At 36.2% G+C, this 12,395-nt stretch carries 9 protein-coding genes and 1 pseudogene; 7 read left to right on the top strand and 3 right to left on the bottom strand.

Annotated features, from left to right (window positions below; translation table 11 throughout):
* Positions 1 to 394: 394 nt before the first annotated feature.
* The 7 genes and pseudogenes from H5161_RS18475 to H5161_RS18445 all read left to right on the top strand — a co-directional run.
* A pseudogene (locus H5161_RS18475) lies at positions 395 to 646 on the top strand (VOC family protein); the annotation flags it as partial.
* 330 nt (positions 647 to 976) lie between these two features.
* On the top strand, positions 977 to 1,336 hold the full coding sequence (locus tag H5161_RS18470; protein ID WP_182769838.1) for an adenosine deaminase: 360 nt from the start codon (positions 977 to 979) through the stop codon (positions 1,334 to 1,336).
* Between the two features lies 1 nt (position 1,337).
* A complete protein-coding gene (locus H5161_RS18465) occupies positions 1,338 to 3,134 on the top strand; it encodes a DUF4105 domain-containing protein (RefSeq protein WP_182769837.1) in 1,797 nt (598 codons plus the stop codon).
* 103 nt (positions 3,135 to 3,237) lie between these two features.
* The gene (locus H5161_RS18460) at positions 3,238 to 3,603 is read left to right on the top strand and encodes a hypothetical protein (protein WP_182694334.1); all 366 of its coding nucleotides are present in this window, start codon (positions 3,238 to 3,240) and stop codon (positions 3,601 to 3,603) included.
* Positions 3,600 to 5,933 (top strand): fatty acid cis/trans isomerase, encoded by a 2,334-nt coding sequence (locus H5161_RS18455; RefSeq protein WP_182769836.1) that lies wholly within the window; start codon positions 3,600 to 3,602, stop codon positions 5,931 to 5,933. The genes H5161_RS18460 and H5161_RS18455 overlap by 4 nt, the downstream gene beginning before the upstream one ends.
* A 132-nt stretch (positions 5,934 to 6,065) precedes the next feature.
* Positions 6,066 to 7,796, top strand: a complete 1,731-nt coding sequence (locus H5161_RS18450; RefSeq protein WP_182769835.1) for a response regulator — start codon at positions 6,066 to 6,068, stop codon at positions 7,794 to 7,796.
* 77 nt (positions 7,797 to 7,873) lie between these two features.
* Positions 7,874 to 9,283 carry an ATP-binding cassette domain-containing protein gene (locus tag H5161_RS18445; protein WP_182769834.1) on the top strand — a complete coding sequence of 470 codons (1,410 nt, stop codon included), beginning with the start codon at positions 7,874 to 7,876 and terminating at the stop codon, positions 9,281 to 9,283.
* A 47-nt stretch (positions 9,284 to 9,330) separates the two neighbouring features.
* On the opposite strand, the gene H5161_RS18440 is transcribed toward H5161_RS18445, so the two are convergent.
* From H5161_RS18440 to H5161_RS18430, 3 genes are read right to left on the bottom strand one after another with little or no spacing between them, the layout of a single operon-like run.
* Complete coding sequence (locus H5161_RS18440; protein ID WP_182769833.1) at positions 9,331 to 10,209, bottom strand: TraB/GumN family protein; 879 nt, start codon at positions 10,207 to 10,209, stop codon at positions 9,331 to 9,333.
* A gap of 49 nt (positions 10,210 to 10,258) precedes the next feature.
* Complete coding sequence (locus H5161_RS18435; RefSeq protein ID WP_182769832.1) at positions 10,259 to 11,695, bottom strand: HAMP domain-containing sensor histidine kinase; 1,437 nt, start codon at positions 11,693 to 11,695, stop codon at positions 10,259 to 10,261.
* Positions 11,676 to 12,350, bottom strand: a complete 675-nt coding sequence (locus tag H5161_RS18430) for a response regulator transcription factor (protein ID WP_154903897.1) — start codon at positions 12,348 to 12,350, stop codon at positions 11,676 to 11,678. The genes H5161_RS18435 and H5161_RS18430 overlap by 20 nt, the downstream gene beginning before the upstream one ends.
* Positions 12,351 to 12,395 lie beyond the last annotated feature (45 nt).

Genomic DNA, 12,395 nt, shown 5'->3' with positions numbered 1-12,395 from the left:
TAGTGAAACGAAACAGCGCCGATGATAGTGTAGCATTTGCTATGTGAAAGTAGGACATTACCAGGCTTCAAATTGTAGAGAGCCCGACTAGAAATAGTCGGGCTTTTTTACGTCTGCAGAAAAGTGATTCAGGGATTCCTCTAGAGCGAAGGACTTCTTAGTAAATCATTTATATCAATCAGCAATAATATTTAATCCATTTGAGGGATTAAATCTGACCCTAACTGCGTTAAAAACCTCAAATATGAAACAACTGGATAACGAATTTTTGTCCTTCTTTTATCGACTCCGCTTAGTTATTGCTCTAATCTCAATTTATGATCTGTTCAATTATGTAGTTTATAAAATGTGACAGAGTTCGTTTAGGTAAAATTAGAATAATAAGGGCTTAATCATGAGTAAAGTTGAAAACCACCCGCATGGTGTTTTTTGTTGGTCAGAGCTTTGTACGCACAATTGGAAAGACGGTAAGGCGTTTTATACATCATTATTTGATTGGGGGCATGACGATCAGCCTATTGGGGAGGACATATATTACACCATGCTACAAAAGCAAGGTGATGATATAGCCGCTATGTAAGAAATGCCAAAAGAGCAAATTAGTGCAGGGATCCCAAGTTATTGGTTGGCTTTTATTGTAGTCAATGAGCATTTAATTACTGGCATGCTTGAAATAACAATTGATTAGCCTGAAGATATCTCTGATCATTGGATGATTTATTTGGTAGTAAAGTGTTGCAATGCAGCAATAAGTAAAGCTATTAGCTTAGGTGTGTAAGTGTGTCCGCCTAAGCTGATATTCCCGCGATCTGCTAGGCATCGTATTTTCAGTAATAAAAGCTTTTTATAATTAATAAGAAAACATAAATGTCTATTTAGTTATTAGTATCAGTAATTTAATAAGAGATTTGATATTGACAGTCTTTTTTTTTGTTGTAGTATTCACGCTGGATTCAGGTACAACAAAGGAAATGCGATGAAATCTATAACACTTACATTCTCATTAATATTCACCCTCTCTGGTTGCGCTAGCATAATGACATCAGATGAGCAGTCAATTGAAGTCATAACAACTAATGGTAAAGCTGTAGATGTTAATATTGATGGAAATAGTATTAAAACACCTGGTTCTATAAGAGTGGTTCGAGATGGAAGAAATAAAGTCCTTAGGACAACTGCACAAGGTTGTGATTCAGCCACAATAGTAGATAAGTCGGTTACCCCCGTATTTTTTGGTAACATAGTTTTAGGGGGGCTATTAGGCTCCACAACAGATTCTTCAACAGGGAAAATGTGGGATTATGAAGAAAAAGTAACAATACAATGCTCTAATTAATATGATTAGATATATAAGCTGTTTTTTAACAGCTTTTTTTTATTTTACTACAATTCCTTCACAATCTATTGCAAGTGAAGAGGAAAGCTTCAAAAAGCTATCTCAAACTATGCTATGGAGGCAACTACTTCACCTCGATAAGAATAAAAATCCACAAATAACAGATCCTAACTTTTTGCTTTCAAATAATAACGGTAAGTTTTCTTTAGCCAAGGAGGCCAGCTATACTTTTTCCTTGATGAAAAAAAGCTTACCCGATGCTTATTGTCGCTTTCCAGCGAGAGTAACTTATATATCAGATTTCCTGGATATAAAACTACCAGAAAACATTCAGGATAATTGTCCTTATTTACAAGAATATACTAGGTCAGTTCCTTTTGACTATATTGAATTGGTTTTTGCCTCTGAAGTTGTCTCGTCAGCTACGAGTATGATGGGTCATGTTTTTTTGAAGGCAGGAGGCTTGAACTTCAATGACAGTTATGTAGAACACTCTCTCGCTTATTATACTGAAATAAAAACACTAAACCCTGTAGCTTTAGTATCAGAAAGTTTATATACAGGGATGCCAGGTTTTTTTTCCATAAAGCCTTTTAAAAATGATTTATCAAAATATAAAGATAAAGAGCAACGTAATTTATGGAGGTTTAAATTAAAAGCAGATAAAGCTAAGCTAAATTTTTTACAGCTGCATTTGTGGGAATTAAAAGGGTTAAGTTTAACTTACCTTTTTCAGTCTTATAATTGCGCAACAATGACTTTAGAACTAATTTCATTGTTAGGTGAAAGCATACTAGAAGAAAAAGGATTAATTGTTACTCCTACCGATGTAGTTAAAGCAGCACAAAAACATAATTTAATTGAATCCACTAATGTTGAAATTTCAGATTTATGGAAGGCTCACATGCTTTCAAAGGAATTAACAGCTAGGCAGAGGAGGAATATAGATGAAATTATAAAAAAAGATGAGGAAATAGATAAAAAAACACCTCTAAGTGCATTAGAAATAGAGTATTTTTTACTTAATTTAGAAAGAGATGCCACTCGAAAGAATAAACAAGAAAAAATAGACTATTATACTGAACAGAAAAAGAGCTATATCATTGATGTAGCAAGCTTCAAAAGCCCAGTGTTTACACCCCAAGACTCTTCTTTTACTTTGAAGCTATTAGGTAACAACAGAAATCTTTTTGAGACAAAGGCCGTTAAAATTGGGTATCTTCCCGCAGGTCATTTTTTGAGAAGTGATAATAGGCAATATCTATCCGAGTCAGAATTGTTATTAGGGTATACATCACTCTCTATTGACTTGGATGATAATAAACTTGATCTTGATGAATTTACTCTGTACGGCGTAAAATCTTTATCTTCTAGCCTAGATATGTTTCCAACTCTATCTAGCGAGCTTTATATAGGTTATAGACCTCAGAAGAGTAATTATTTAATCGAAAAATCAGCTTTTGAACTTTCTGGAATGCTTGGTAAAACCTACAGGTTACAAGATGATATAATGCTATTTTGGCTTGTTGGTGGCGGCGTTAGTGGGAATCTAGGAAGTAGTAATATTTTTTCAGCTTTTAAGGTTGGCAGCATTATTAATCTAGTTTCAGATTTAAAGTTCAACTTTGAATACGTGGGGCAGAGCAAGCCTTTGGGTGAAGGTCTCACTATAAAATACTATAATGCATCGTTGACATGGCTTAAATCTAAAGAGATATCAATTGGGGTTAATTTTAGTCACTCGGAAAATAATAGCAACTTATCTAAAGCTGAACTCGAGGTATCTTATTATTTTTGATTCCTTATCCAAGAAGTATACAAGAACCTTTGACTGCAGTTTTTTGACAAAAATATTGCTATAATGTTTGATAATTTAATAGTCAGAAAGTGCAGAGAACGCAATGGAATTTGAACAAGATAGTAATTTAACCCTCCCTTTATTTCTATTAGATGAATCATTAAGTAATAGAGACTTAGAGCAGCCTGATTTTGAAATATCAATTGGACTTGATGATGAGTTACTTGCTCAAATTTGCCAGAACCCAAGTGAAGATAGCAGTGTCGCTATTACTTTTAGCGGTTATGAGTTGCTTATAACTAATCCTCTGTACTTAGCTATATTAGATCAAGAGCACGATGCGCAGATAACATTAACGCATGGCCCTCTTTTAAGTATTGTTTTGAATACTGAAGGTCAGAATACATTCGTTTCTCCTCAAATGGATATGATGCCCACCTTTGATTTAGGTGATGAGGACGACGAATGAGAAAAATACTAATAAGTACGATAGTACTCATTATTTTAAGTGGTTGTGCATATTTGGGAAATGCTCACTACGATGATCTTTTTGGACCTGAACAAACACAAGAGAGAATGGTGCCTCATACAACAGGTGCTGGTGCTGATTTCTTACAAAATGTAAAACCTGTACTCGATACCCGCTGCGTCGTTTGTCATGGTTGTTACGACGCACCATGTCAACTGAAGCTCTCATCCCCTGAAGGTATTGACCGAGGTTTGAGTAAAGAGCTCGTTTACGATGGAACTCGTTTATTGGCAACGACCCCAAGCCGTTTATTATTTGATGCAACTAACACTCAGCAATGGCGAGAAAAAAATTTTACGCCAGTACTAAATGAGCGCGTACAAAGTGAAGAAGCTAACTTAGCAGGCAGTGTGTTATTTAATAGCTTAGTGTTAAAGCAAAGCCATGAATTGCCAGTAAATGAAGTGTTAGGTGATGAGTTTGACTTTTCGTTAGCGCGTTCGCAAACCTGCGCAACAATGGGTGAGTTCGATCGATTGGCAAGTGATCAACCTCATAGCGGCATGCCTTATGGTTTACCTGGTGTTTCGCGTGAAGAGTTTAATCACTTACAGAGCTGGCTTAAAGGTGGTGGTAAAATGTCACATATTCAGCCACCAAGTAAATATGATCAGAATAAAATAGCGGGCTGGGAAGCATTTTTAAATCAAGATAGCTTAAAGTATCAGTTATCAGCACGGTATATTTATGAGCATTGGTTTTTAGCACATATTTATTTTACTTCAGAAAACCCACAAAGCTTTTTCAAACTAGTTCGCTCAAGTACGCCTCCTGGTGAGGAAATAAAGTTAATTAACACGCGTCGCCCATACGATGACCCTAAAGTTAGCCGTGTTTATTATCGTTTTATGCAAGAGCGTACAACCATACTTTCTAAAACACATTTACCTCTTGAGCTTAATGAAGCTAAATTACTGCGTTTATATGAGCAGTTTATTGCGCCAGATTATACGGTTACGCAAATGCCGAGTTATGAGGCTAAGGCAGCATCTAACCCTTTTAAAACTTTCGAAGTTATTCCAATTAATTCTAAGTATCAATTTATGCTTGATGAGGCAGAGTTAATTATTATGGGCTTTATAAAAGGGCCTGTTTGTCGTGGTCAGATTGCTTTAAATGTTATAAACGATCATTTTTGGGTGGCTTTTGCTGATCCTAATAAAGTAGCGACTCCGGCTGTAGGGGAAATGCTAATGCAACATGAAGAGGCATTAGAACTTCCTGCCGCTGAGGAAAGTAATGCCTTACCCATTTCTAGCTGGGTTAAATATTCAGTTCGCGAGAAAAAGTATTTACAGGCGAAAGTTGAGCTTGCTAACAAAATGTTCAAAGGTGGTGAGCACCTTACAACAGACTTACTTTGGAAAGGTGATGGGCATAATAAAAATGCGGCACTAACTATTTTCCGCCATTTTGATAGTGCAACTGTAGTTAAAGGTTTTATTGGTCAAGAGCCTAAAACCACCTGGATATTAGATTATGCTTTGTTTGAGCGTATTCACTATTTGCTTGTAGCAGGCTTTGATGTGTACGGAAATATAGGCCATCAATTAGTGACACGCCTATATATGGATTTTTTACGTTTAGAGGGAGAGCAAAACTTTTTAGCATTGTTACCTGAGGCTAAACGTAATCAAATTAAAAAGCAGTGGTATCGTAATTCACCACCTGACTTATCTAAGTTCTTTAAAAATAACCGAGAATTTAGTCAGCCAAGTGGTATTAACTATAAAACTGATGATCCACAGCATGAGCTATATACTTTGATGAAAGAAGCCTTAGCGCCAGTTTTAAGTGAAAGATACAACTACACTGAAGTACCAAAGCCGTTAAATGTAGTAAGTAATATGCCAGCAAAAGCGGTAAACTTGTTACCCCAGCTTTCTTTTGTACTTGTAAAGCAAAAAGATAATAGTCATAAGGGCTACACTATTATTCATCATAATGCGCACTACAATATATCTAGTTTATTAAACGAAGATGGCCAACGTGCTTATGATGAAGATACCGCGACTATTGTTCCTGGCTTTATCGGTGATTACCCAGCAGCTATTTGGTATTTAAATAACGAGCAGCAAGTAAATGCTTTTGCCGAGCAATTGCCTATGATGCAAATAGAAGCCGATTATGGTGCTTTGAAATCTAAGTTTGGTATTCGACGTACTCATCCACAGTTTTGGCAATACAGCGATATATTGCACGATACAGCTAAAAAGTATCGTGGGATAGAATATGGAATGTTCGATTATAATCGATTAGAGAATCGCTAATATAATTTTACTACTATGGCCCAGCTTGATGCTGGGCTTTTTTATTGGGTATTAATAATTCGCTTAATTATTTTGACTGATTCTTCGTTTTAAAAAATTAGTCTACACTTATATAAAAAAACTGGTTTATACATGTTCAATATTATTAAAAGCGTGAGAACACGTTACCGATGGGCACTAATTGCAATAGCGCTATTAATAAGTGGCTCTGCTTTATTAATGCAGCATAGTTTTTCTGTTCAAAAGTTTGATGCAAAAATTATTAACATCGCTGGTAGCCAGCGTATGCTCTCACAGAAAATTGCTTGGCACAGTAATGCTATGCTTAACATCAGTAATTACTCGCCCGCTCATACTGAGTCACTTGAAAAGTCCCTCAATACATTTAAAAAGTCCCATCAAATATTATTAACTAAAAACTCTGATGACGAATACATTTACTTAAATCCAGCGTTAGTAGACTTATATTTTGGTGAAACGATTGGGTTAGATAAAGCGGTATTTGACTATATAGAACAAACAGAGCGGCTTTTGTATCAGCAAGGAGAGATAAACCACTCAGTATTTTCTATAAAGCATGTTGAAACGTTATTAACAAAGCTTGATAAGGCAGTGAGCTTATTTGAATCTCAAGCTGTTAAAAAAGTAAATTGGGTCGCCAACCTAGAGATACTATGCTGGTTATTGGCAATGACATTATTACTTATTGAGTTAAGATTTGTTTTTATACCAATGGAAAAAGAGGTTTCAGACACGCTTTTAGAGCTACAAAAACAAAAAGATTTTGTTTATCAAACAAGTCAAAATAAAGAACATTTTATTGCCAGAGCTAGTCACGAATTTAGAACACCTTTGCAGGGACTTATTACGTCTATTGAGGAGCTAGAGGTTTCTGATAAACAGCAAAGCGTTAAAACCCAAGCTAACTATTGCGCGCTTAGGTTAATAGCCATATTAGATGAATTACAAGACTTGCAGGCTTTAAGTGCAGGTAAATGGGTACCGCATTTAAATGATGAAAACCTTTTAGAGTCGTGTAATAAAGTAGTAATAGCTTACAAGCATGCGTGTAAGCAAAAAGGCCTAAAACTAGTTAGCTCTTTAGATGAATCGTTAAATTGTGTATGTAAATTGGATCATCAACGTTTGCAGCACACACTTACAGAATTAATTAGTAATGCAATTAAGTTTACACAAAAAGGTGAAATTACTGTTTCAGCTAAGCTTTTAAATGATGAATTTCATTTAACAGTGAGTGACACTGGCAGTGGCTTTTCGAAGAATATTACCAGTCTTGAATTTGACTCATTTAAACAAACCAATCACTTTCAAGGGTTGAGAACAGGCCTAACCCGGGTTCAATACGTTGTAAAAGCACTGCATGGTGAAATTACTTTTACAAATAATAAAACTCATGGTGCTTTGGTGTCTTTGTATTTACCAGTGGCAATAAGTAAAGCCCTCCCAACACCTCTTAAAGTAAACAACAAGCTAACGTGTTTAGTCGTTGAAGATAACCCATTAAACACTATGTTATTAACCCGCATACTTAGTTTATTAGGTTTAAGCTATGATTGCGCAGAAAATGGTAAAGTCGCGTGTGATATGGTGAGTGAAAATCAGTACGATATTGTTTTTATGGATCTAAATATGCCAGTAATGGATGGGTTTGAGGCGATTAAAAGAATACGTTCCGATCTTAATAAAGTAATGCCAATTATTGTTATAACAGCAAATACCTCACAAAATGATATAGAGCGAGTTTATGAATACGGAGCTAACCTCCATATTCATAAGCCAATAAGCCAGCAAGCAATTAAAGACGCATTAAATAGTATTAGCGTTGTTAGTGAAATAAATTAATTTTGCGGATAACAAGCTTGCTAAGCACTTTTAATATACGTTAACTTGCTGTTTTTAAGGTTTATTAGGAAAAGTTAGTGCAGTCAATTACGCTTGAGCAATTTAATGGTTACTTACAAGGGCAAGGTAAAAGCCGTTACGATATATGCAACCTAGATTGGCAAGTAAACCTAGGAGAACATTGGTTACTTTTAGGTGCTAATGGAGCTGGTAAATCTGCTCTGACAGCTGCGTTAATCGGTGAGGCTAAGTGTGAAAGTGGTAAGCGTATAAGTAGTATTAATAAGCTTATGCTTGTGTCTTCAGATTCTCATAAACAGTTACTAGCTCAAGAATTAGAGCATGAAAAGCACACCCTCGTTAAAGACCTTATTTTTACAGGGCATAGTAATAATGATGAATTATTAGCGCAGCTAATAGAGTTATTTAAATTTAGCTCATTACTAAATAGGCATTTTAGAGACCTTTCAACGGGTGAAACTCGTAAACTCCTACTTATAAAAGCACTCAGCTCCCATAGTAAGTTAGTCGTGCTTGACGAGCCTTTTGATGGGCTCGACGTACAATCGTGCCAGCAACTTAATAAAATACTCATAGAGCTTAGCCAAACAATTACTTTTGTTTTTGTACTAAACCGCCTAGACGAAATCCCTTCATTCATTACTCACTATGGCTATGTAAACCAAGGTTGCTTGTTACATACTTTGGCAAAGCCAGACAGTGAGCAATTGAGTGACTTACTAAAACTACTTCATTTAGAACATACCTCATTGGATGTGCCATCTCCTGATACCGAACAAGAGCAAAAGGCATTCACTGGTAATACCTTAGTTAAATTGAGTAATGCTAAAGTTAGTTATAGTGATGTAAGTATATTCAAAAATCTCAATTGGACTATAAAAAAGCATCAGCATTGGCAGCTTAGTGGAGCGAACGGTTCAGGCAAAACATGCCTATTAAATTTAATAACAGGTGATAACCCACAGTGTTATAACAATGACATTGAAGTGTTCGGTTTTAAACGCGGAACCGGGGAGAGTATTTGGGATATAAAACAGCATATTGGTTTTATATCTAACGCGCTACATATGGATTACCGCGTAAGTATATCGGCTTTAAATACTGTTATTTCAGGATTTTACGACAGCATAGGTTTATATCAAAAACCGAGCGACGCACAAATTAATATTGCTAAGCAGTGGCTGGCATTTATTGGTTTAAGTGATAAACAAAATACCTCATTCACCCAGCTATCGTACGGCGATCAGCGTATGTTATTAATTGTGCGGGCTATGGTAAAACATCCAACGTTACTTATTTTAGATGAACCTTGCTTAGGCTTAGATGAAGCAAATAGGCAACGTGTACTGCTACTAATAGAGAAAATTTGTGCTGCCAATACAAGTACAGTGATTTATGTAAATCATCATGCGGCAGACAAAATTAAAGGAATAGAGAATTACTTAAAAATGGAAGACTTTCATTAAAAGCTTAGAGAAAGGTTGAGCGAGAATTCACTCAACCCATTTTTATTTTAAAGACGAGTAACGCTAAAGCCTTTATCTCGAAGTTGTTTAAGTAACCCGTGTTTTTCAGGTAAATGCAAAGCGCCTACAGCAATAAATAGCTGCTCGTTTGCTAAACGCGGTGTGAGTTGTTTAACCCAATTATTATTGCGGTTAGTTAGCATTACTTGCTCGCTAATTTCACCGTAATTACTGTCATCAAAACTCATGTTGTAGTAATCGGTTAGTGTATCCATGTCACCGCTTTTCCAGGCATTAACTAACTTGATAAAGTAAGTATTAATATCGGCTAGTTGCTCAAAAGTTTCTTCAATCATTTCATTGCTTAATAGCGCCATACCATCAAACATTTGTAGTTGTTGTTCTAGGGTTTCAAGCTCGCCAATTTTAATATTATGCTCTTTAGCATAACTAAGCACTTGCTTGTCTATGCCGGTTTTATCTGAATATCCTGCATTTTGAAATTCAATTTGCATCATAGTCACCATAACAGCCCAGGGCTTTAAGCCATTAAACATAGCAATATCAATCGACTTTTTAGTAAAGTAATCTTTTAGCTTGGTATAATTTTGCTTTGAAAGCTCAGTTTGCAGTGTTTTACCGTTCCTTAGCATCATAAATGGCATTGAACGCTGCTGCATTTCAAGTGGAGTAAGTTTGCTTATATCAACTTCAACAATCACTTCTTTGCTTGCACTAATTGCATCGGTTACATTTTTAGGTAAGCCTTTCATGCTGGCATCACCAACGTGTACAGTGCCAAATAGGTAAGAGCTAACGCCATTTTTTTCTATTTTATATAAGGCAGGAGCTGCATAGCTGTTCAGGCTAAATGTTATAAGTAACGCCACAATAAAAAAGTGGCTAATACGGGTAAGAGCATTCATGGTTTGTCCTTAAAATCTCAAAATTAGTAGTGTAAATACTAACCTAAATTTACTTCAGAGGTAACGTTAATATAAACGTTAACGTATTGTTTTCGGTATTACTGGCCGTAATAGTAAAGCCATTTAAGTTACATAAGCTCTGTACAATTGATAATCCTAAACCATGGCGCTGATTATTAGTTCTAGATGAATCTAGCTGATAGAGCGGGTCAAAAATAGCAATTAGCTGTTCATTACTTAGTGGTTTATTTACTTTGTTACTAACAGAGATGGTCATGTTTGTGCTGTTATTTACGGCAGTTAATTTAATTGGCCCCTCAGGAAGTCCATAAAATAGTGCGTTATCGATTAAGTTACATAAAATGGTATTTAAACTAAATTCGTCAGCATTAAGTGTAAACTTGTCAGTTATCTCATTATTTAAACGCGTTTTGATACTTGGATGCTTAAAGGTCAGCTCATCAATAATTTGATTTACTAAGTTATTTAGCATGATATTTTGTGCATTCAATTGCATAGCACTACTACTTGAGCGCTGCAATAATAAGAGGTTGCTAACAATTGTTTTCATACGCTGTGAAATATTAAGCACATCACTGGTATAGGTGTCGCTAATGCGTTTATCGTCAGGGTAGCGAATAGCCACCTCTGAGAGGCTTATTAGTTCAGCTATTGGGGTTTTAAGCTCGTGTGCAATGTCGCTTGTTAGGCGTTTTTCATTACTATAGAGTTGCTGATTAACGGTAATAAACTTATTTAGCTCGTTACGTATAGGTTCTATTTCTTCTACTTTAAAGTCGCTTTCTATTGTTTGCGCAACACCGGTAATATCGAGTAACTTAATTTGATCGTTTAAGTTGTGTAGTGGGTGCAGGCCTTTATTTACAATACGTGTCACTAAATAGCGCACACCAAACACACCAAGTACACAGGTTAAAATAAAGACCACATCAATAATTATCAGTACTTTATTAAGTTCGGCTGTCGGCGCTGCAATCGCAAGAGTCATGGTATTAAAAACAGCAGAGTGAGTGGGATTTCTATCATCTTTTTGGGCTACAAAGTGACTTATAAGTGCGCGACCATCACGCCCGTTAGGAAGCTCGTAATCTATAATTTTAGATTCGTTTATCGGCATTTCTAAAAAAGGCAGGTTAGCATTTTCATAAAGCGCTAATGAGTCCGAGCGTTCAAACACATCACGGCCATGCCATAATTGGTAAAACTCCGTGGCATCGGCTGCTTCATACTCCGACATAAACTCGCCAGCAAAATCAAATTCAACCACGTTGTTGTCATCTTCAACTAAGGTTTTTAAGTAGTTAGCTTTATTAGTTAAAGACTGATTAAACTGATCTTCCACCCAAGTATCAACACTTAAATCAACTGTTAAAAATATGGTGAATAAAATAACCGAGATCACGGCGCTAATATTATTAACGAGTTTACGTTTTATTGAGTGATTTTTATTTTGTTGTTGCGACATAACCAAATCCACGTTTATTTTTTATCGGGAGCTCGCCATCAAACTGTCTTACTTTTTTACGTATGGTTGAGATGTGTGCTTCAAGCGCATTTTTAGAGAGCATATCAAACTGACCTACCACCGCTTCACTTATAAGTTCAAGCCCCAATACTCGCTCTGGGGCGTTAAATAAGCATTCAATTATTTTGTATTCATTGCGCGTGAGCTCAATGGCATGTTGCTTGTAATGAAGAGTTTTAAGGGAGAGATCTAATACGCAATCTCCTACGGTTAGGCTATTTTGTTGGTTTTGCAGTGAACCACGACGAAGTAATGCAAGGACACGAGCATGGAGTTCTTCAAACGAAAATGGCTTAGTTAAATAATCGTCAGCGCCTTTCATAAGGCCGTTAATTTTATCTTGAGGCTCACTTCGTGCCGATAAAATTAGCACACGGCTTTGGCTATTACTGCTGCGCAGTGCTTGTAAAATACTCATGCCATCAACGCTCGGTAGCATTAAATCAAGTACGAGGAGGTCGTAGTTTCCACTCAGTGCCATACTCAGCCCTTCTGAGCCATCACCAGTTTCATCTACGGTAAAACCAAGGTTGCTAAGGCCAACTTGCAAGCTGCGTCTTAGTGCTTCAGAGTCTTCAATAACGAGGATTTTCATGTTTACTCGGTTTATAAAAATAGCCTTGTTACTTTAACAAGGCTT

The organism is Pseudoalteromonas sp. SG43-5, assembly GCF_014164345.1.
GTDB classification, from domain to species: domain Bacteria; phylum Pseudomonadota; class Gammaproteobacteria; order Enterobacterales; family Alteromonadaceae; genus Pseudoalteromonas; species Pseudoalteromonas distincta.
Note: the sequence above shows the minus strand (reverse complement) of the source record. Positions and strands in the feature narration are given on the sequence as shown.

Bases quoted from the DNA above. Each gene is read 5' to 3' on its own strand.
- H5161_RS18440 (WP_182769833.1), bottom strand. From the start codon at position 10,209: ATGAATGCTCTTACCCGTATTAGCCACTTTTTTATTGTGGCGTTACTT.
- H5161_RS18435 (WP_182769832.1), bottom strand. From the start codon at position 11,695: ATGTCGCAACAACAAAATAAAAATCACTCAATAAAACGTAAACTCGTT.
- H5161_RS18470 (WP_182769838.1), top strand. From the start codon at position 977: ATGAAATCTATAACACTTACATTCTCATTAATATTCACCCTCTCTGGT.
- H5161_RS18460 (WP_182694334.1), top strand. From the start codon at position 3,238: ATGGAATTTGAACAAGATAGTAATTTAACCCTCCCTTTATTTCTATTA.
- H5161_RS18450 (WP_182769835.1), top strand. From the start codon at position 6,066: ATGTTCAATATTATTAAAAGCGTGAGAACACGTTACCGATGGGCACTA.
- H5161_RS18465 (WP_182769837.1), top strand. From the start codon at position 1,338: ATGATTAGATATATAAGCTGTTTTTTAACAGCTTTTTTTTATTTTACT.
- H5161_RS18430 (WP_154903897.1), bottom strand. From the start codon at position 12,350: ATGAAAATCCTCGTTATTGAAGACTCTGAAGCACTAAGACGCAGCTTG.
- H5161_RS18455 (WP_182769836.1), top strand. From the start codon at position 3,600: ATGAGAAAAATACTAATAAGTACGATAGTACTCATTATTTTAAGTGGT.